The sequence below is a fragment of the Alteromonas sp. 4NS20-0143 genome (assembly GCF_057542855.1).
Window position 1 is genome coordinate 180830 of the sequence record NZ_BAAJLR010000002.1, and the last position, 20627, is coordinate 201456.

17 protein-coding genes and 2 tRNA genes are annotated in these 20627 nt (G+C 44.4%); 11 read left to right on the top strand and 8 right to left on the bottom strand.

Going from position 1 to position 20627, the window contains the following annotated elements; translation table 11 throughout:
• Window positions 1-32: 32 nt before the first annotated feature.
• Window positions 33-914: a DUF3025 domain-containing protein gene (locus AC27HD_RS04535; protein ID WP_487104109.1), complete on the bottom strand. Its 882-nt coding sequence runs from the start codon at window positions 912-914 to the stop codon at window positions 33-35.
• A gap of 82 nt (window positions 915-996) precedes the next feature.
• On the opposite strand from AC27HD_RS04535, the gene AC27HD_RS04540 reads away from it, so the two are divergent.
• Entirely contained in the window at window positions 997-2670 is a 1674-nt protein-coding gene (locus AC27HD_RS04540; RefSeq protein ID WP_487104111.1) for a M28 family metallopeptidase, read from the top strand.
• Between the two features lie 534 nt (window positions 2671-3204).
• Window positions 3205-4875, top strand: a complete 1671-nt coding sequence (asnB, locus tag AC27HD_RS04545) for an asparagine synthase B (protein ID WP_032094512.1) — start codon at window positions 3205-3207, stop codon at window positions 4873-4875.
• Between the two features lie 71 nt (window positions 4876-4946).
• On the opposite strand, the gene AC27HD_RS04550 is transcribed toward asnB, so the two are convergent.
• Together AC27HD_RS04550 and queE are read right to left on the bottom strand one after the other, a co-directional pair.
• Complete coding sequence (locus tag AC27HD_RS04550; RefSeq protein ID WP_235207812.1) at window positions 4947-5789, bottom strand: amino acid ABC transporter substrate-binding protein; 843 nt, start codon at window positions 5787-5789, stop codon at window positions 4947-4949.
• Window positions 5790-5865: 76 nt separating this feature from the next.
• On the bottom strand, window positions 5866-6513 hold the full coding sequence (queE, locus tag AC27HD_RS04555) for a 7-carboxy-7-deazaguanine synthase QueE (protein ID WP_487104689.1): 648 nt from the start codon (window positions 6511-6513) through the stop codon (window positions 5866-5868).
• Between the two features lie 118 nt (window positions 6514-6631).
• Between queE and queC the strand changes: the two genes are divergently transcribed.
• Entirely contained in the window at window positions 6632-7288 is a 657-nt protein-coding gene (gene queC, locus AC27HD_RS04560) for a 7-cyano-7-deazaguanine synthase QueC (RefSeq protein WP_487104113.1), read from the top strand.
• A 113-nt stretch (window positions 7289-7401) separates the two neighbouring features.
• On the opposite strand, the gene AC27HD_RS04565 is transcribed toward queC, so the two are convergent.
• The 5 genes from AC27HD_RS04565 to AC27HD_RS04585 form a co-directional block, all read right to left on the bottom strand.
• Complete coding sequence (locus AC27HD_RS04565; RefSeq protein WP_487104114.1) at window positions 7402-7788, bottom strand: hypothetical protein; 387 nt, start codon at window positions 7786-7788, stop codon at window positions 7402-7404.
• Window positions 7789-7810: 22 nt separating this feature from the next.
• Window positions 7811-8203 carry a hypothetical protein gene (locus AC27HD_RS04570; protein WP_487104116.1) on the bottom strand — a complete coding sequence of 131 codons (393 nt, stop codon included), beginning with the start codon at window positions 8201-8203 and terminating at the stop codon, window positions 7811-7813.
• Between the two features lie 90 nt (window positions 8204-8293).
• Window positions 8294-9220 (bottom strand): LysR family transcriptional regulator, encoded by a 927-nt coding sequence (locus AC27HD_RS04575; RefSeq protein WP_032094509.1) that lies wholly within the window; start codon window positions 9218-9220, stop codon window positions 8294-8296.
• A 177-nt stretch (window positions 9221-9397) separates the two neighbouring features.
• A complete protein-coding gene (gene uvrB, locus AC27HD_RS04580) occupies window positions 9398-11413 on the bottom strand; it encodes an excinuclease ABC subunit UvrB (protein WP_487104118.1) in 2016 nt (671 codons plus the stop codon).
• A gap of 10 nt (window positions 11414-11423) precedes the next feature.
• Entirely contained in the window at window positions 11424-12827 is a 1404-nt protein-coding gene (locus AC27HD_RS04585; RefSeq protein WP_487104120.1) for an MATE family efflux transporter, read from the bottom strand.
• Between the two features lie 1274 nt (window positions 12828-14101).
• Here AC27HD_RS04585 and AC27HD_RS04590 point away from each other — a divergent pair.
• The 8 genes from AC27HD_RS04590 (at window position 14102) to AC27HD_RS04625 (ending at window position 20605) form a co-directional block, all read left to right on the top strand.
• Window positions 14102-14178: transfer RNA gene (locus AC27HD_RS04590), tRNA-Asn, on the top strand.
• A gap of 26 nt (window positions 14179-14204) precedes the next feature.
• Window positions 14205-14281, top strand: a tRNA-Asn gene (locus AC27HD_RS04595).
• A gap of 269 nt (window positions 14282-14550) precedes the next feature.
• Window positions 14551-15132, top strand: a complete 582-nt coding sequence (rsxA, locus tag AC27HD_RS04600) for an electron transport complex subunit RsxA (RefSeq protein ID WP_032094593.1) — start codon at window positions 14551-14553, stop codon at window positions 15130-15132.
• A complete protein-coding gene (rsxB, locus tag AC27HD_RS04605; RefSeq protein ID WP_032094506.1) occupies window positions 15132-15701 on the top strand; it encodes an electron transport complex subunit RsxB in 570 nt (189 codons plus the stop codon). Before rsxA ends, rsxB begins: the two co-directional genes overlap by 1 nt.
• Before the next feature lie 2 nt (window positions 15702-15703).
• Window positions 15704-18121, top strand: coding sequence for an electron transport complex subunit RsxC (gene rsxC, locus AC27HD_RS04610; RefSeq protein ID WP_487104123.1), 2418 nt, complete (start codon window positions 15704-15706; stop codon window positions 18119-18121).
• The gene (gene rsxD / locus AC27HD_RS04615) at window positions 18118-19221 is read left to right on the top strand and encodes an electron transport complex subunit RsxD (protein WP_487104125.1); all 1104 of its coding nucleotides are present in this window, start codon (window positions 18118-18120) and stop codon (window positions 19219-19221) included. The genes rsxC and rsxD overlap by 4 nt, the downstream gene beginning before the upstream one ends.
• Complete coding sequence (gene rsxG / locus AC27HD_RS04620; RefSeq protein WP_487104127.1) at window positions 19221-19916, top strand: electron transport complex subunit RsxG; 696 nt, start codon at window positions 19221-19223, stop codon at window positions 19914-19916. Before rsxD ends, rsxG begins: the two co-directional genes overlap by 1 nt.
• Window positions 19913-20605 (top strand): electron transport complex subunit E, encoded by a 693-nt coding sequence (locus AC27HD_RS04625; RefSeq protein WP_487104129.1) that lies wholly within the window; start codon window positions 19913-19915, stop codon window positions 20603-20605. Before rsxG ends, AC27HD_RS04625 begins: the two co-directional genes overlap by 4 nt.
• The last annotated feature ends 22 nt before the right edge of the window (window positions 20606-20627 follow it).

Genomic DNA, 20627 nt, shown 5'->3' on the forward strand with positions numbered 1-20627 from the left:
ACCCATAACCTATAACCCATAACGTTAGAATGTCAGTATTGGCTATGGCTCCACAGCGGTAGCTGTATTGTTTGTTTAGCCCCCTTTCTAGCCGGCCTAAAATACTCTTCATTATCGTAAAAACTGTCAGACTGCGGGTGATGCCATCCTGGCACGCCAAGTAAAGGAATAGGTTTTAATATAGGTGCTTGCTGAAAGTCATCTAATTGGGCGATTCGCTTAACCATGGCATTATCCAACTCACTTCGTTGTTGCCACTGACTCAACTGACTAAAGCCCTCAGGAACTGCAACCGCTAACCATTTGCCGGTTAATCCAATAAAAGGGTTTAGCATCATTTCTAAATTTGCGTGGCCAAAAATGAAGGGCGTGACATCTCCTGCCCACTTGTTGCGCTGTTTTATAAACACTTCATGCCAGTTGTGCGTTGCTAGTGACGTTAAAAACGCTTCTAAATCGGCCGTATTATTGTCTTTGGGGGTTTCCACTGCCAGCACTACGCCACATTCATCGAAGTGAGTAATGCGATTGCGTCTCGCCGTACGGGGACTAATTCCAAACTCATTTATATCGTTCACATGCAGCGTATTCAACAAGCCTTTCGTGTTAGGAAACTGTATCCAGATAAGTGCGTTGAACAAGTCGTGCCAACTATCCTCCCGTGTAGGGACACGGTTATCTTCGCCAATGATAGTTTCGTAATATCGCGTCTCATCCTCGCCAAGCTCGCTTTGCGCTACAAAGTGAGGCCCCTGCCAATTGGAATGAAAGTATTGCGTTAATGCATTTAACTGCTTTGCCGAAGGAAACTCTCTGAGGTCTATCAAGTTCATTTCTGTCAAAAGGCGGGTAACACTTAACGAGGCACATTGCGATAAATACGTTTTACTAAAAGGAATATATGTTGATTGCATAACACCTATTGGTTCGTTTTGTGGATTTCTCTATACTGGGGTCTATTGTAGAGCAAACTAAGACGGTTAATAGAGACTAATAATGAAAAAAATATTCTTGCCCTTACTTGTTCCTACGCTATTAAGCGTAAGTGCATGTACTCCTTCTAACGACAGTGAAACGAAGGTTAGCGACACTGATACGTTAGCCACAGCACAAGAAACAACAAACTTCGACTCGGTGTACAACAGTATCTCCGATGCAGATATTCGAGAGCCGTTAAAAATACTTTCATCTGATGAATTTGAAGGTCGCCTACCCACGACAGAAGGTGAGAAGAAAACCATTGATTACCTTGTTAGCCAATTTAAAGAAGCAGGTCTTGAACCTGGAAATGGCGATAGCTATTTGCAGAAGGTAGCGTTAATGGAAATCACCGCGAACCCTGATATGACAATGACTATTGGTGACAACCGCTTCGCTTATAAAGAAGATATGGTGGCATCATCAAAGCGTGAACAAGCTTCGGTCTCGCTGAACGATTCTGAATTAGTGTTCGTAGGCTATGGTGTTAACGCACCAGAATATAAATGGAATGACTACGAAGGTCTAGACGTTGAAGGGAAAACGGTTGTTATCCTCATAAACGATCCAGGGTTTGAAAACCCAAAGAGTGGAAAGTTTCAGGGTACGACAATGACGTATTATGGTCGTTGGAGCTATAAATATGAAGAAGCCAGCCGCCAAGGCGCTGCAGCAGCTATTATCGTACACGAATCGGCCCCCGCATCGTATGGATGGTCGGTTGTTGCCAACAGCTGGAGCGGCCCGCAGTATGGTCTAGTTAGTGAAGACAAAGGCGCAAGTCGCGTTGCTGTTGAAGGCTGGCTGACTCTAGATGCCGCCAAACAAGTATTTAGCGATGCTGGATTGAACTTTGATGCTGAAAAAGCAAAGGCAATGTCAGGGCCTTACAACAAAGCCATGGACATAACCGCGTCGGTAACCGTTAAAAACACGTTCAAAAAATCAGAAAGTAATAACGTCATAGCCACATTACCAGGCTCTGCGTTTGCTGATGACCATATTATTTACACTGCCCATTGGGATCATCTTGGCAAAGATGAAAGCAAAGAAGGCGATCAAATTTACAATGGCGCCCATGACAATGCCACCGGCTCAGCTGCAATGATAGCGATGGCCAAGGCGTATTCATCACTAACGCCGAGACCCAAACGTTCAGTATCGTTTTTAGTGGTTACTGCAGAAGAACAAGGGTTACTAGGCAGTAAATACTATGCAGCTAACCCTGTTATTCCACTAGAAAAAACAGTGGCAAACATAAATATGGATGCCATGAATGTTTTGGGTAAAACCAAAAATGTTGCCGTTGTAGGTATGGGTAAATCAGAACTTGAAACCTATCTTAGAGCCGCAGCAAAAAAACAAGGCAGAGTGTTAACCCAAGAAGATAAGCCAGAGGCGGGATACTACTACCGCTCAGATCATTTTAGCTTCGCTAAGCAAGGCGTTCCAGCACTGTATGCTGAAGGTGGCAACGAGCCTGCTGATGAAGAAACAGCTAAATACCGCAAGCGAATGAACGTGATTGTGACCGGCTGCTATCACCAAGTGTGCGACGAGTATCGTGAAAATTGGGATATGGGCGGCATTGTTCAAGACACTCAAATGTTATTCGATGTAGGTGTGAATGTGGCGAATGCGCCAATGTGGCCAAAATGGAATGAAGGTAGTGAATTTCAGCGTCAGTATTAATCGACGTTGTCGTCATTAAACGTCAGAACATCTAATATGCGAAGAGAATAACTTAAGCCTGATTCAATCGGCATAAGTGGCTCCGAGTAAAGCTACAGTGCCCCGACGTATCGGGGCATTTCTTTTTTACACATCGTTATTGGTACTTTTCTGTAGATTCGCTTTTGTACTTACGCCTTTGCACTTACGCCTTTGTAAGTTCGCTTTTATAAGCACACTTTTGCCTCTGCACATTATCTATAGTCCGGTGATAATAGTTCTTTACTGGCGCAGACGAAAACTCAACGCATAAAGCTAAAAGATGGTTTTTTACGCAAAATAGGACACTTTTGCATTTATCATTGTAACTTCGCTAAAAAGAACCAATAAATTCCATTTTATCATCACAATGTACTTGCAATTTCCTGTCAGACTGGCACATTCAAGACACGCGAATCAGACAAATCAAAAATAATAATCCTTCGCTGCTCTTCAACGAGTACCCGACAGAAATAACCCATTTTTTTAAACCAGCGAACAGAGAGAATCCGTTTTATGTGTGGTATTTTCGGTATCCTTGATATCAAAACCGATGTGTCTGAACTCAGAACCCAAGCCCTCGACTTATCTAAATTATTGCGCCACCGTGGCCCTGACTGGTCGGGTATCTGGAATAATGACAATACCATTCTTTGTCATGAACGATTAGCCATCGTCGATGTGGATACAGGTGCTCAACCTCTTATCAGCCAGAACGACAAACATATCCTTGCAGTGAATGGCGAGATTTATAATCACAAGCAACTAGCAGCTGATTTAGACGAGCCTTATCCATTTAAGACTCGCTCGGATTGCGAAGTGATACTGCCTTTGTTTCAACAAAAAGGCATTGATTTCATTGATGAACTAGAAGGCATGTTCGCCTTTATTCTTTACGATGAAGAACAAGATGCATACCTGATTGCACGGGATCATATTGGTATTATTCCGCTATACACAGGCTACGATGAACACGGCAACTTTTATGTATCTTCTGAAATGAAAGCCCTTGCCAGTGTATGTAAAACAATTAGTGAATTTCCTCCAGGCCACTACATGTGGAGCAAAGAAGGTAAACTGACGAAATATTACAAGCGCGATTGGATGGACTATGAAAACGTTAAAGACAATAGTTCAGATTTAGACGAGCTTCGCGTTGCTTTTGAAAAAGCAGTAAAATCACACATGATGTCGGATGTGCCCTATGCGGTTTTACTATCTGGCGGGTTAGACTCTTCATTAGTGTCTGCGGTTGCTGCGCAATACGTGGCCAAACGCGTCGAAGATGAAGATAAGACAGATGCATGGTGGCCAAGACTACACAGTTTTGCTGTTGGTCTTGATGGGGCTCCAGATTTAAAAGCAGCCAAAAAAGTGGCTGACATGATTGGTACTGTGCATCACGAGATTCATTTCACCATTCAAGAAGGCCTAGACGCCATTCGTGACGTTATCTTTCATCTTGAGACCTACGACACCACGACGATTCGCGCAGCCACGCCTATGTACCTCATGACGCGTAAGATTAAAGCCATGGGTATCAAAATGGTTTTATCTGGTGAAGGTGCTGATGAAATTTTTGGTGGCTACCTGTATTTCCACAAAGCGCCAAATGCAAAAGAATTCCACGAAGAAACCGTGCGTAAGTTAGACCGCCTCCATATGTTTGACTGTGCTCGTGCAAACAAAGCAACGTCAGCATGGGGTGTAGAGGCACGTGTTCCCTTCTTAGACAAAAACTTTATTGATGTTGCTATGCGTTTAAACCCACAAGACAAAATGTGTCTTGATGGAAAAATGGAAAAGTGGATCTTACGTAAGTCTTTTGACAATGGCGACACCTTGCCTGCCGAGGTCTTGTGGCGTCAAAAAGAGCAGTTTGGTGATGGCGTAGGCTACTCATGGATAGATTCTATTCGCGAGTTTGTTGACGGCGAAGTAACCGACCAGCAGTTGGCAACAGCAGAGTTCCGCTTCCCTTACAACACGCCGGATACAAAAGAAGGCTACTACTACCGCACTATTTTCGAAAGCTACTTTCCACAAGAAAGCGCTGCACGTTGTGTTCCCGGTGGTAAATCAATTGCCTGTAGCACCGCAGAAGCATTGGAGTGGGATGAAAGCTTCAAGAATAATGCAGATCCGTCAGGTCGCTCAATGAAAGGTGTTCACTCTGGAGAGTCGTAAGCTTTTTCTTTAGCTAGCATATTCGAGTAACAAAAAACGCGACCCATGGTCGCGTTTTTTATGCATTATTTTTATTTTTCGGCTGCTGTTTTATACCACAACGCCTCATTCGACAAGGGTGTGTCGTTGGGTAAAAGCGGGTTTTCAATAGTAAAAATCGTTCTCTCATCCATATTTATTTCGTCGAGAATGGGCATATAAGTCGACTGGAAAAGTGTGTCGAAAGAACCGTCTTCAATGGCCCGTTGCAATCCGGTCTCAATTAAATGTGCAAGCGTTTTGTTATTGTTGCTCACAAAATAGTACATGGCCGTGGGGTAATAAATGGCAAGGGAAGGCTCAAGTGACACGCTGGCGCTTTTGCCTAGTTTGTCTAACTCTGGGGTAATTTCGATAACGGAGCGAGGGAAGAAATCCCCTTTTCCCTGGCTAAGGAAGTCGTAAGCTTTATCAAATTCTGGAACGGTAAATACATTGAATCCGCTGGCTTGCAGTATTTTTGTATCAGGCCAATCCTCACCCTGAATAGGAATAAGCTCACGCATATCGGCTATGGACTCAACCTGAGCAAACTTTGCACTTTTTTGGTCTTGAATGGCAAATACCCGTAACCCAATTAATCCTTTAGCAATGGGTATTCTAATGGCGGTTAGATCCTTCTCACGCTGGATGTCTGTCATACTCCATACCACGCTCACTTCTCTGTTTTCGCGCAGCTGTCGCATGGCTTTACCCGTAAGCAAAATTCTGTCAGAGGGCAGTAATTCATAGTTCACACCGGTTTTATCCAGTGCGAGTTTAAGCAATGCGATGGGGTATTGGGTTCGTTCATCGGTATCATCTATAGGGCGCGGATAAGTGATTGTCCACAATGCGCCGTGCGCACTAAGACCTACTAGCGAGAGCGTAAGCATCAACACTTTCAACAAACCTAAATTTCTTATTTGTTTTTTGCAGTCTCTAATCATTCTCAAGGCAACCAATACCCATTTACTCAATACCAATGTATTTATGTGTTTGTAAAGATAGCCGCCAGTTTCTTGCAATACAAGTCTCAACAGCGAGCTGTGTTGCTCTTGCCTGCTGACTAATGGGCTGCAGACATACCTGCTTGCCCTCTAAAGAAACATTTGCAAGCAGCGCGTCAAGTTCATCAATATGCTTTTGCATCGCAATAGGATGCTTTATTTCGTTAGCGCGCTCTAATGCGCTTGTCAGCACCTCAAAGCCGCCACGCATGTTAATTTTTGGCGACACTGTTACATAGGTTCGATCATCGCAGAGTACTTCAAAAGTACCGCTAGTTTCAATTTGCGTGGTAAAGCCATTATTGTGCAGCATAGTTGTCAGCCCCCGCAGATCGTACATGCAGGGTTCACCGCCGGTTATAACAACGTGAGTCGCTACGTAGCCTTCTTGTTTGAACAGCGAAAGCAAAGATTCATCGTCTGCCACAAAATAGGTCTCAGACTCCTCGGCCTGATCAATTACCTGCCGCGGGGCAACAATAAGGTCTTCTTTAATTTCCCAGGTGTGTTTTGTATCGCACCACGGACAACCCACAGGGCAACCTTGAAGACGAACAAAAATAGAGGGGATCCCAGTGTGTGCCCCCTCTCCTTGGATAGTTTCGAACATCTCATTGATGTTTAATGTGCTTAATACAGACAAATTGACGTCCTTTAACGATTGTGTGTTGGGATTTTACCAAGGATCACATAAAATTCTGACATTATTTCTTAATTCGTGAAAATCTATGTCAGAAAACGTTGTTGTTATTTACTCTGGGGGTATGGATTCTTTCACTGTGCTGCATAAAGCACTGCGTGAAGGAAAGAAAGTACATGCCCTTAGTTTTAATTATGGTCAGCGCCATAAGAAAGAGCTCGATTATGCCGCGAGAGTGTGTGATTCACTAGGCGTACCTCATAAGATTGTTGATATTAGTGCAATTAATTCACTGGTAGGTGGCTCTGCACTGACTTCTGATATTGAGGTTCCTGAGGGTCACTACGAAGAGCCAAGCATGAAGCAGACTGTTGTACCTAACCGCAACATGATCTTGCTTTCTCTTGCAGTAGGGTACGCAGTAAGCCTAGAAGCAAAAGAAGTGTATTATGGTGCCCACGCTGGAGACCATGCAATTTATCCAGATTGCAGACCAGAATTTGTACATCGAATGAATGATGTATGCGGTATTGCAAACTACACGCCTGTGGAAATTGTTACCCCTTACATTGATGAAAGTAAAACGGCTATTTTAACCGATGGGTTAAATATGGGGCTTGATTACGGCAAGACGTGGACATGTTACAACGGCCGAGAAAAAGCCTGCGGCAAGTGCGGTGCTTGTGAAGAACGACTAGAAGCCTTCAGAGACAATAACACCACCGACCCGTTAGAGTACGAGTAGTAACAGTTAATTTATTCATGTAGCGTCCAACTAGAGGCCTAAGCGCTTTTAATTGGATGCTTCTAGCTGGGCGCTTCTCGCTGAACAAAGTCGCCCCCCCCCTGCTTTATTTTTCAAGGGTTTCTCATTTTAATAGATAGGCGTGTCGCTACCATTTTAATGAGATGCACTGCTGACACTGAAATGAACGCGCAAACACCTAATGCTCCGCCAACGCCCTCAAGAAAGGGCAACAACAGCGAGCTAATAACACCAAATAAACATGCCGCCGCCACGACGCCTTTACTTGAAAGGCGATGAGATGATGTCATTCCTACAAAGCTTCCGCCAAAAAAGATGCTGGTATACGTATTAGCCGTCTCTGTGCCTGCTGTGTAAGCCAACAGTAAGTAACATATTAACGTACAGGTACTGCTTGCTCGAATAGCATTCATCCAAGGTAAGATAGACAGCTTATACGTAATAACACCCCCTAAAATAGCAAATAGTAACACTAACACTATTCAATCACCCATTTGCTAATCACCATTTACTAATAACCATTGTACAAAGCACGACACTTGCGACAGAGACAAAGGCGATTGCACCTAGCTTTCCCCCAACGCCAATAAAATGATTTTTTAGCGATGTGTAAATTGCCGCCCCAATGAGGCTAATAACAACAAGTTCATAAGGGGAATTAATAACATCAGACGAGCACATGCCCGCAAACGCGCCTGCATACATGGCAGCCTGTGGATGGTATTGAAATTGCGTGGTCGTGGGAAGGAAGCTGCCTATAAGCCCTATTGAGGCGGCACTCACCACAATAGGCACTTCCAATAACTGATGAAGCATAAAGCAGCCGTACAAACCCAAAAAGAAAGAAAGCAGTTTTACACTGTAAAAAAGACTCACTTTCTTAATGGCTTGCACTGCTTGGCTCCAAGTTAGTCATTGCTAGCGCCAAGTTAGTCATTGCTAGAACGCAAATCCAAGCACTTTTGAGAGGACGAAAGAATGCGACTACTTTTGGCTCTCAGCAATAAAGTAGCTTAGCTCTTTAATGCAGTGGCGTAACACGGGGTTCAATCGGGTATTTTTACCGTTCATCACAAACAATTCATGACTGAAGTTAAATAGGCTGCCATTGGCGATAGGTACAAGCCCTAGCGCGGCGCCCTGCTCTTTTGCCATATAATCAGGTAAAAGGCCTACATACTCTCCTGTCATTATCGCCGACATTGAAGCGTCAAAAGAGTCTGAGAATGTTTGAATGGCTAGCCTCGACTCATCTTCAATATAGTTCGCTGATGACAGCCCAGAAATTCCGATAGCGGGATAATCTTCAATATTCACATTATCAGGAAGCTCAGTATCTCGATATTTCGCTAGCACATGGGTAGGAGAACAATACAACCGGCCTTCAACATTCAAGCCTACCGGGTGGAAAGTCACTGATTCAGGTTTCACCATGTCGTAGGTAGACACTACCAAATGACACTCACCTGATAGGGCCACATGCTCTACTTCGTTGTAAAGACGAGTTTGAATATTCACGTGAATATCATCAAACTTTTTCATGGTGCTTTTAACCGCTTTACTCACTGCTAAATGCATTGAAAGTGGCAAACCAGCCATTAATACAAGGGTAATGTGTCCCGAATAATCATCGTGTAACGATTTGAGGTTAAAGACAAAGTTATCGAATGCATTAAAAATGCGCTTGGTTTCTTGAAAAACAACCTCGCCTTCTTTGGTCATTTGAAACCCGCCCCGCCCTCGGTGGCAAAGCACAAGATCTAGCCGTTCCTCTAACTTTTTGATTGCCGCACTTATATTTGGTCGCTGCATTCGTAGAACGGGTTCAGCCGCCGTAAATCCATTACAACTTGCTACTGCATAAAAAACGCGCAGTAACTTTATATCCGATTCTTGGAGACGATTTAACATAGTAGCACCTGTTTTAGGTATAGTTATTGATACTCTTTCACTAACTATATGAAACAACACAGGCTATTACAACGACAAATTGAGTCTTTTCATCGCAATGTTGTACATTTTAACGACTTGCCCGCCTACCGCGTGTTATTCAGCTTTATACTGAAAAACACGCGGTCTGAAAACGGCTTAAGACAAAGCGACGACTTGCTTTCTTAAAGCCTCTACATCATCGCGAAGGGAAGCTGCTTTTTCAAACTCCAACTCTCTGGCATATTCGAACATCTGTTTTTCAAGCTCTGCGATTTGGTCCATAAGATCCGTCGCATTCGCCGCTTTTTTCTGTTTATTCTTCTCTTCAACCTTACGCAGTCGAACCTTACCAGACGCAGGATGTGCACCTTCTCCCAAGTCCATAATATCCGTAATTGGCTTATTCAAGCGCATTGGCGTGATGTTGTTGGCTTTATTGTGTGCTAACTGCTTCTCGCGACGCCTATCAGTTTCATCTATCGCTTTGCGCATAGATTTCGTTATTTTGTCTCCATACAAAATAGCGCGACCATTTAAATGGCGGGCGGCACGACCTATGGTTTGAATTAACGAGCGCTCTGCACGTAAGAAGCCTTCTTTGTCTGCATCTAAGATTGCAACTAATGACACCTCCGGCATGTCCAACCCTTCCCTCAGCAGGTTAATGCCCACCAACACATCAAATTTGCCTAGGCGTAAGTCGCGAATAATTTCAATTCGCTCTACCGTATCGATATCAGAATGGAGGTATCGCACCTTAACGCCGTGCTCGTTTAAGTACTCACTTAAATCTTCAGCCATGCGTTTTGTTAGCGTGGTAATAAGCACCCGTTCATCTAGCGCAACACGCTTGTGGATTTCGGACAACACGTCATCCACCTGCGTAGCCACGGGGCGAACTTCAATAATTGGATCGAGTAGCCCGGTAGGTCGCACCACCTGTTCAACAATGTCACCTTCGGTTTTTTTCAGCTCGTAATCGCCAGGTGTGGCAGAAACATAAATAGTCTGAGGACAAATTTGCTCAAACTCTTCAAACTTCAGCGGGCGGTTATCAAGGGCCGATGGCAATCTGAAACCAAACTCAACTAATGTTTCTTTGCGAGAGCGATCGCCACGGTACATGGCGCCAACCTGAGAAACGGTCACGTGAGACTCATCGATAAACATGAGCCCGTCGGCAGGAAAATAATCGAGTAAGGTTGGAGGTGGCTCTCCTGGTGCACGACCAGAAAGATAGCGAGAATAGTTCTCGATACCCGAGCAATACCCTAATTCCATCATCATTTCGATATCAAATTGGGTACGTTGAGAAATTCTCTGCTCTTCAATAAGTTTGTTCGCTTCTTGCAACTGCGTTTTGCGCTCGCCCAATTCAACTTTGATATACTCAATCGCATTGAGAATTTTTTCTCTTGGCGTCACATAGTGAGTCTTAGGGAAAACCGTTGCCCGCACTACAGATTTGTCTACCGCACCCGTTAACGGATCAAATAAGCTTATCTTGTCTATCTCATCGTCAAACAGCTCTACGCGAACGGCTTGCTTTTCAGAGTCAGCAGGAAAAATGTCAATCACATCACCGCGAACGCGAAACGTGCCTCGCTCAAACGCCAAATCATTTCGTTTGTATTGAAGTTCAGCAAGTCTGCGCAGTATGTCACGCTGGTCCATCGTGTCGCCTTGGCGAAGATGTAGCAGCATTTTCATATAGGATTCGGGGTCGCCTAGGCCGTATATGGCGGAAACACTTGCAATAATGACAACGTCTCGACGCTCCATAAGCGCTTTTGTCGCAGACAAACGCATCTGTTCTATGTGATCGTTTATCGACGCATCTTTTTCAATAAATGTATCGGTGCTCGGCACATAGGCTTCGGGTTGATAATAATCGTAGTAAGACACGAAATATTCAACTGCATTATTGGGGAAAAAGTCTTTCATTTCCCCATAAAGCTGCGCTGCCAATGTTTTGTTGTGAGCAAGAATAAGCGTAGGACGCTGCACTTCTTTAATCACATTGGCCATGGTGAAAGTTTTACCAGAGCCCGTCACACCAAGCAGTGTTTGACCTGCTAAACCACTTTCCAATCCGTCGACTAGCGCCTCAATCGCAGCGGGCTGGTCACCGTCGGGTTTATATTTCGAATGAAGTTCGAAACCTCTACTCATTACTACACCTTTATTTTGTGCTAACTGGGTTGGCGTCAACTAAATTAGCATGCTCTTTAGTTACGGCCTGCGCTAAGGCTCTTTTAAATACAAAGAGTGATACACCTGCCATTGCCACATTAGCAATCACATTACCGACGAATAATCCTTGTAGACCATATAAATAACTTCCTAAAACGCTAATGGGTACGAAAAAAACGAACAAGCGGATGACGCTGAGAACAAGTGCGGTCATCGGACGATGCATTGCATTTAACGATGAATTAGTCAGAACAATAACTCCCTGCATGCCATAACCTAGGGGTACAATCATTAAAAACAACTGTATTAAACTACCCACTTCAGCCTCATGAGCAAAAGCTTGCGCTATCCACCCTGATAATCCCCACATAGCCAAAAAGACAATAAACTGCCATATCAATACGAACTTCAAGGTAATGGAATAGGCGCGTTTCACTCGCTCAATTTGCAGTGCGCCTACGTTTTGACTGATAAAAGGAGGCAATGTCATTGATAGCGCGAGTACAACGATACTTGCAATAGACTCCATTCGATTCCCCACTCCCCACGCGGCAACCGCTTCTGCGCCATAACTCGCCACTATTGCAGTCATTACGCCACCAGCAATTGGCGTGAGCATATTGGCACCTGCAGCGGGTAAACCAATTTTCAGAATGTCTCGGCTGCTGCTGCGAAGTTCACTCAGCGTCAGCAAACGAGGCAGCATTAATTTGCGGCGTACTGCCAGTATATAAATTATCCAACACGCTCCCACGAGCCATGCAATAAATGTGGCAAGTGCCGCGCCCTGAATTCCCATCGCGGGAATTGGACCAAAGCCAAAGATAAATAAAGGGTCTAACAAAGCGTTTAAACCGCCAACAGAAGCCATCACTATGCTCGGTGTTTTGGTATCACCGCAGGCGCGCAATACGCTATTTCCAACCATTGGTAGAGCAAGAAATACGCTCGACACGTACCAAAGCCCCATGTAGTCAGAGATATATGGCATGAGTCGTTCAGAAGCGTTTAATAAAGAAAATACCGGCGTTATAGAAAAGAAACCTATGGTAGCCAACACGCCAACCAACATTGCTGACAGCATTAAAGAACCGGTGGCGTAAAGTTTCGACTTCTCTATTTCCTTACTGCCCTGCAGCCGGCCAATTATTGCAGAAGTACCGATACCCAGGCCGATAGTTAAACTGATCACCGTAAACGTCACTGGGAATGTAAAGCTTATCGCTGCTAATTGCTCAGTGCCTAGCAAGCTAACAAAAAACGTATCAATTAAGCCGAAGCTCATCATCATTATCATGCCCAAAATCATGGGGATGGTCATACGCTTTAACGTGGACGCTATATTTCCCTCTAAAAGATTAGACGCTTTTGAGGATGACTTATTTTTTATCACTTATGCTCCTGATTCATGGTGTTTAAGCGCTCACTGATAATTTTACGTGTATAAACCGCACAATGCGATGACGGTGTGTGTAATGATGATGTTCTATGTACGCGAGCCGTTTGCGCGTGCATTGCCGGGTTTGCATTACCGATTTTGGCAAACGCACCATCGACACATCAGTGTAAAAGAGTACCCATCGTTACGCCACGTCAACACGATGAACTATGGGTTGAAAACGTCTGCTGCAATTTATTAGAGTGAAAGAGGAGTATGACCCTTTCTGTTTACTTGATACTAGGCTTCAGTAAATACTGGACTTCCTTTGATACTGAGCCACATGTTAACAATTTTTAGAACGCTAACTTCGCTGGTACCAAATATGCAAAACAGCATTATTTCTTCAGCTCGAGCTAGATTTGGGGACGAATTGGTCGAAATGTATATTTAGCCACCAAAATTAATCTTTGTTAGTAAAATACCCTATTTTTAATCATCTATTTTCTATCAGCTATCGATGCCGGCAGCATATTCCTACCTTATACGTCAGCAAAACTGGCTTTTTAGCCCTTTGCACTCAAAATTCGAAGGTTTAGCAACACGTAAATCTTGTTACAGTAATGTAACAACCTTTGATAAAACATAAATTTAGCTGCATAGCATTTAGTCAGTCGTTGAATTAACACACAAGCTAAATTTTGTCCATGAGATCTATTTCGATCTTATACTGAGATCGCGAATATGAATTCAGGTTATTGTTTTTACTTATTATTTATAAGTTACATGCAATTTAAAACAGAGATCAAAAGGACAAGGATCGTGCAATGAATTAGCACCAAATCAATCTATCAACATAGTTATCCACAGATTTAGTGGATAACTAACGCAAGACCATAGTTGGCGGGATTTTATGACCTAAAAGCAAAATAAAAGGTAAGTAGTGACTAACCTTTTAATCCTTACGTTCAGGTTACAGTTTTATTAAAGACTGTATATAATATCAGTATCAAAGCTTTTTTTTATTCTATTTTGTTATAGTAATTTCAAGTAATGGGATATAAAAAACAAAACATTCTAAGCGTGTTGTTCAAGTGACCGTAAAAACGTAATAAAGGTGATATTGAGGCTTTCGTTCACTAATTAATCATTAATTTTAACCCATTGGTGACAAATTAAGCATCAAGACGTTAAAAAGTTATTTTTTGTGCAGTCAGTACAAATATTTTAGATATATTGTTGACAGCAACTAAGTACCTCTTTAATATTCGCCCCCGTTGAAGCACAGGTCCCCCTTAGCTCAGTTGGTTAGAGCGACGGACTGTTAATCCGCAGGTCCCCCGTTCGAGTCGGGGAGGGGGAGCCAACTTCAGCAGCAAATTAAGTGTCAATTCCCCCTTAGCTCAGTTGGTTAGAGCGACGGACTGTTAATCCGCAGGTCCCCCGTTCGAGTCGGGGAGGGGGAGCCACTTGATTGGCTCCAAGCAACTCCCACATCATCAATGCCGTATTTATACATCTCTTTTATTCAGTTCTTGAATTACTCCTCCATATTTTCATTATTTAACCCAAATTCATTAAATTACCCTAATTCAATCAAGTTGTTAAAACGGCTGTAAAAAGCGATAATAGCGCTGCTATTTTTTCTTATTTATTTGCGATTAGAGCGCGCATAAAATTTACCAAAGATCCCCTCGCCTTCTTGAGCGTTTCTATTGGTTATTCATTTGGGTTTTTCATGACTGATTTTTTACTGCTATTGATTGGCACAGTATTAGTAAACAACTTCGTATTGGTGAAGTTTTTGGGCTTGTGTCCGTTCATGGGCGTTTCAAGCAAGCTAGAAACGGCTATGGGCATGTCTATGGCAACCACATTTGTGCTCACGTTAGCATCAGCGTCAAGCTATCTCGTTGAAACCTATTTATTGGCTCCTCTCGGGCTAAGTTATCTTCGCACCCTTGCCTTTATTTTGGTCATTGCAGTAGTTGTTCAATTCACCGAAATGGTAGTGCACAAAACGAGTCCTACGCTTTACAGACTATTGGGTATTTTTCTCCCCCTAATCACCACTAATTGCGCAGTACTTGGCGTGGCGTTACTCAACCTAACCGAACAGCACAACTTTATGCAGAGCCTCATTTATGGATTCGGCGCAGCCCTTGGCTTTTCATTAGTACTTATTTTATTCGCCGCAATGCGAGAGCGCCTTGCGGCCGCAGATGTGCCCGTTTCTTTCAAAGGAGCCTCCATTGCAATGATAACAGCAGGTTTAATGTCCCTCGCCTTTATGGGGTTCAGCGGATTGGTGAAAGTGTAATGTCTATTTCATTTGCTGTTATTACTATTGGTGTTCTTGCCGTTATCTTTGGCCTTATTCTTGGCTACGCCAGTATCCGTTTTCATGTTGAAGGCGACCCACTTGTAGAGCAAATTGACGAAGTTCTGCCTCAAACTCAATGCGGTCAATGCGGCTACCCAGGATGTAAACCCTACGCCGAAGCCATCGCTAACGGGGATGATATTAATAAGTGTCCTCCTGGTGGTGAATCAACAATTAAAAAGCTTGCGGATTTAATGGGTGTTGAAGCTAAACCCCTTGATGCTGCTCACGGTGAAGAAGATACAAAAAAAGTAGCGTTCATTCGCGAAGACGAATGTATTGGATGTACAAAATGCATTCAGGCCTGTCCAGTAGACGCTATTTTAGGGGCTGCTAAGCATATGCACACCGTTATTGTCGATGAATGTACCGGTTGCGACTTGTGTGTTGATCCCTGCCCCGTAGACTGCATTGATATGGTTCCATTGGTTCAAACAACGTCCACCTGGAACTGGGATTTTTCTTCATCACCGAAAGGTGACATTCCAATAAAAATGGTGTCTTAATCGTGTTATCTCCAAGCTTTGATTCCATTATTGAAACGCTGAACAACAACAAGCTGTATTCGTTTCCAGGTGGCGTGCACCCCGACGACAAAAAGTCGCTATCCAATACAACGACGATACAAGTGCCTTCTTTACCAGCGCATCTTATTATTCCTATGCGTCAGCATATTGGCTCTGATGGCGCGTGCTGCGTTGAAGTGGGCGATAAGGTGCAAAAAGGGCAAATACTGTCGCAAAGCGCAACGCCGTTTGCGGTGCCGGTGCACGCGCCCACATCCGGCGAAATTATCGCAATTGCACCACATGTTGTTGCCCACCCTAGTGGGTTAACTGAGATGTGTATCACATTGAAACCTGATGGAAATGATACATGGTGTGATTTAAGTCCTATTCCCAATTACACAGAGGTCAATAAAAACGAATTAATTAACCATATCTGCCAAGCAGGTATTTCTGGGATGGGCGGCGCAGGGTTTCCAACACATATAAAAACATCAACATCGAAGCCTATAGAGTTTTTGGTGTTAAACGGCATTGAGTGTGAGCCCTATATCACATCAGATGACCGTTTGATGAGAGAGCATGCCTGGCAAATTAGGCAAGGGCTCGACATATTAGCGCACCTTATTAACCCCAAGGCCATTATTGTAGCGATAGAAGACAACAAGCCGGAAGCACTTCAGGCATTAAACATTGCCTGCCAAGACAAAGATGCTTACCGAGTTGTTAGTGTGGAAACAAAGTACCCTGCCGGCGGTGAAAAGCAGCTTATTCAAGTGCTCACTGGCAGAGAGGTTCCCCGCGACGGCTTACCTGTTGATATCGGCGTGGTCATGTTTAACGTCGGTACTTGCTACGCAGTAGCCGATGCCATTTTGCAGGGAAAGCCTCTCGTAGAGAGAGTGGTGACGGTGACGGGAGAAGCCGTTAAACAGCCAGGCAATTTCAAAGCACTTATTGGTACACCTGTTGCTCATTTACTTGAACAGGCCCAGTACAATCCAAAAAAACAAAAAGCACCGAAAGTAGTAATGGGCGGCCCTATGATGGGGTTCACTTTATCAGATGCCACCATTCCTATTATAAAAACAACAAACTGCTTGCTAGTACCCAGCAAAAAAGAATTGGTAGACGACAATGCTGAGCGTCCTTGTATTAGATGCAGCGCCTGTGCTGATGCTTGTCCAGCGTCTTTACTGCCACAGCAAATGTTTTGGCATGCGAAAGCCAAAGAGTATGACAAAGCGGAAGAGTACGACTTATTCGACTGCATAGAATGCGGTGCATGTGCGTATGTATGCCCTAGTGAAATTCCACTGGTGCACTACTACAGACAGGCTAAAGCTGACATTCGCACCCAACGAGATGAAAAGAATAAAGCTGAAAAAGCTAAGCGGCGTTTTGAAGCCAGAAATGAGCGCCTAGAGCGGGAAAAACGCGAAAGAGAAGAAAAGCATCGCAGAGCAAAAGAGGCGCGACTGGCAGCAAATCAAGCTAAACCGGCAAACACTGACGCACCAGCACAACCGGCGAGTGACACCAAAGACAAAGTGGCGGCGGCACTTGCCCGAGCTAAAGCTAAAAAAGCAGCGCTACAAAGTAATGTCAGTAATCAAAGTCAATCTGAGCCTAAGACGCAAGAAAGCGCCCCGGTAACAGTAGTCGATTCAAGCGGCGGTTCAAGCGGCGAATCAAGCGAGGGATCGGGTAGTGATAAAAAGGCGCAAGTCGCGGCAGCAATTGCCAGAGCAAAAGCAAAGAAGGAAGCTCGGACGGCAAACGCATCCGAGGTGTCATCTTCGGGCACAGCAGACGTTGATGATAAAAAAGCGAAGATTGCTGCTGCCATAGCGAGAGCTAAAGCCAAAAAGTCAGCTCAACAGTCATCTGCGCCATCTAGCGATGAGCCCTCGTCTTTTGAAGCTAAGCCTTCTGAAGCTGAGCCTTCTAAATCTGAGTCTTCTAACGCTGAGCCCGCTAAAGAAGCGGAACTTGCGAGCACCACGGGTGACACTGAGGTAAATGATACGCCTTTAAGTGAGGCTGATGAGAAGAAAGCCCGTATTGCAGCTGCGGTGGCTAAAGCAAAAGCGAAAAAAGCTAGTGCAAAGCAGAGCATTAATAGCGGTGCAATAAGCAAAACCAGCAGTGAAGAAAGTCATATCAGCAAAAGAGAGAGTAATGAAGCCGCTGAGGTGTCAAAAAACGAAAGCATCAGCACACCGAGTAATAAGGAAGAGACTGGTTCGCAAGAGCACGGTTCACAAAATCACCATCCACAAAAGAATAGTACCGCAAATTCTAACAGTGGCGGAGATGCTAAAAGTGCCGCAGATGCGAAAAAAGCGCGTATTGCAGCTGCGGTGGCAAAAGCCAAAGCCAAAAAAGCAGCTATTGATAAAGAGAAAGAGTTGAAATGAAATTAAGTTTATCAAGCTCACCACATCAGCGCGTAAAACGAGATACGGGCCAAGTCATGCGCATAGTCATTTATGCCATGATCCCTGGCATGATAGCGCAGTCGTGGTTTTTTGGTTGGGGCATGCTTATTCAAGCTGTCATCGCAGTGGCTAGCGCGCTCATATTTGAAGGCGTGATATTGTATTTGCGAAAGCGCCCTATTGAGAGAACGCTTACTGACTATAGTGCGGTGCTAACGGGCCTGCTTATCGCTATCAGTATTCCACCTACCCTACCTTGGTGGATGACTATTATTGGGGTGTTTTTTGCCATTGCCGTTGCAAAACAAGTTTACGGTGGGCTTGGTTTCAATATATTCAATCCCGCTATGATAGCTTACGTGGTGCTACTTATCTCGTTTCCGGCAGCGATGAGTTTGTGGCTTCCTGCTGCAACACATGCCGCCATTACACCTAGTTTTCTCGACTCGGCATCACTTATTTTTACCGGATTTACCACCAGCGGCTATGATGTTACTCAACTTAGAACGATAGCCGGCGGCGCATCCATGGTTGATGGAGTCACTATGGCCACGCCTCTAGATACATTAAAAACTGATTTAACGCAGGGGCTTACATACTCAGAGTCATTAGCGAAACCCACATTTGACGGTAGCCTATTTGATGCAGCAGGTGCTGGTTGGGGCTGGGTTAGTCTCGCTTACCTACTTGGCGGTCTGGCCTTAGTGAAAACCCGCGTAATTAGCTGGCATATTCCTGGCAGCATGATAATCAGTGTGTTTGTTTGCGCAGCGGTACTGCACTTAGTTAACGGCGACCTGTACGCTTCACCTCTATTTCATTTACTCAACGGCGCAGTCATTGTCGGTGCATTTTTTATTGCCACCGACCCCGTATCGGCATCCACCACCCCAAAGGGCCGAATCATTTTTGGTGCTGCTATTGGATTCTGGGTCGTTATTATCCGTGTATTTGGTGGTTATCCCGACGCCGTAGCGTTTGCAGTTATTATCATGAACATGGCAGTGCCCTTAATTGACTACTACACACGCCCACGAGTTTATGGAAAAAATGTGAGTAGCAAACGGGGGGCTAAGTAATGTCAAAAGACAGCTTTTTTAAAGATCGTCCAATAAAAGATAGCCTGATTAAAAACGGCGCGATGCTAGGTGCCTTCGCGATTGTGACTACCGCACTTATTGCCGTTACTTTCTTTGGTACAAAAGACACTATTGAAGAGCAAAAAAGACGCAAGCTTTTGAGTGTTCTTAACGAAGTGGTGCCAAGTAGACTTCACACTAACCCGCTCTACGCCGACTGTACTGTTATTGATTCTTCGGCCCTTGGTCCAGGCAATCATGCTGTATATCGAGCCCGCCTTGACGGTCAACCCAGTGGGCTTGTTGTACAAGCCACAGCCCCTGATGGATATAGCGGCAACATCGACATGGTTATTGGCGTTGATGTTAATCTCAATGTGCTGGGCGTTCGTGTTGTTGAGCATAAAGAGACCCCAGGGCTTGGCGATAAGGTAGAGCTTGCCATTAGCGACTGGATAAAAACATTCGCAGGAAAAGACTTTTCTAGTGATAACCTCGCACCGTGGCAGGTAAAAAAAGACGGTGGTGAGTTCGATCAATTTACAGGGGCAACAATTACCCCACGAGCGGTGGTTAATGCCGTTAAAAATGCACTGATTTACGTGGAAGAGAATCAGACCGGCTTATTTGACGCCCCCAATCAATGCCGAATCGATAATGATATAAACGCCGACAGTCAGGAGCAGCCATCATGACAGATTTTCGCGATTTATCGCTTCAAGGACTATGGAAGAATAATCCTGCTCTAGTCCAGCTTCTCGGGCTATGTCCATTACTTGCAGTCACCTCTACCTTTATAAACGGGTTAGGGCTAGGTTTGGCGACCATGCTTGTTCTTATCGGCAGCAACGTTACTGTGTCGCTTGTGCGTAATATTGTGCGTAACGAAATCCGTATTCCCGTATTCGTTATGATCATCGCCTCATTTGTTACTATTGTTCAGCTACTAATGAACGCCTACACCTACGATCTGTATTTGGCACTGGGAATATTCATCCCTCTCATTGTTACCAACTGCGCCATCATTGGCCGCGCAGAAGCATTTGCTTCCAAGAATCAACCTCTCGCCTCGGCCTACGACGGCATGATGATGGGACTTGGATTCACCGCAGTTCTCGTAATTTTAGGCGGTCTCAGGGAAATTTTAGGGGCGGGTACCTTGTTTACCGGTGCCGATAGGCTATTCGGTGAGGTCGCACAAAACTGGACAATCACGCTGTTTGAAACAGACAGTCCTTTTTTACTGGCCATTTTGCCACCCGGCGCATTTTTAGCCATGGGCTTATTAATCGCAGTCAAAAACATGATAGACGCGAAAATCGCTGAAAAAGAGACAACACCGAAAGCGAAAGCTGAACGGGTGAGAATTACCGCAGAAACATAGCCATCAGCGGACCGTTCCTTAA

Coding starts and splice junctions, on each gene's coding strand:
- rsxB (WP_032094506.1), top strand. CDS start 15,132: ATGTCTATTTCATTTGCTGTTATTACTATTGGTGTTCTTGCCGTTATC.
- rsxG (WP_487104127.1), top strand. CDS start 19,221: ATGTCAAAAGACAGCTTTTTTAAAGATCGTCCAATAAAAGATAGCCTG.
- uvrB (WP_487104118.1), bottom strand. CDS start 11,413: ATGAGTAGAGGTTTCGAACTTCATTCGAAATATAAACCCGACGGTGAC.
- AC27HD_RS04625 (WP_487104129.1), top strand. CDS start 19,913: ATGACAGATTTTCGCGATTTATCGCTTCAAGGACTATGGAAGAATAAT.
- AC27HD_RS04550 (WP_235207812.1), bottom strand. CDS start 5,789: ATGCTTACGCTCTCGCTAGTAGGTCTTAGTGCGCACGGCGCATTGTGG.
- rsxD (WP_487104125.1), top strand. CDS start 18,118: ATGAAATTAAGTTTATCAAGCTCACCACATCAGCGCGTAAAACGAGAT.
- AC27HD_RS04575 (WP_032094509.1), bottom strand. CDS start 9,220: ATGTTAAATCGTCTCCAAGAATCGGATATAAAGTTACTGCGCGTTTTT.
- asnB (WP_032094512.1), top strand. CDS start 3,205: ATGTGTGGTATTTTCGGTATCCTTGATATCAAAACCGATGTGTCTGAA.
- queC (WP_487104113.1), top strand. CDS start 6,632: ATGTCAGAAAACGTTGTTGTTATTTACTCTGGGGGTATGGATTCTTTC.
- rsxA (WP_032094593.1), top strand. CDS start 14,551: ATGACTGATTTTTTACTGCTATTGATTGGCACAGTATTAGTAAACAAC.
- queE (WP_487104689.1), bottom strand. CDS start 6,513: ATGTTCGAAACTATCCAAGGAGAGGGGGCACACACTGGGATCCCCTCT.
- AC27HD_RS04540 (WP_487104111.1), top strand. CDS start 997: ATGAAAAAAATATTCTTGCCCTTACTTGTTCCTACGCTATTAAGCGTA.
- AC27HD_RS04535 (WP_487104109.1), bottom strand. CDS start 914: ATGCAATCAACATATATTCCTTTTAGTAAAACGTATTTATCGCAATGT.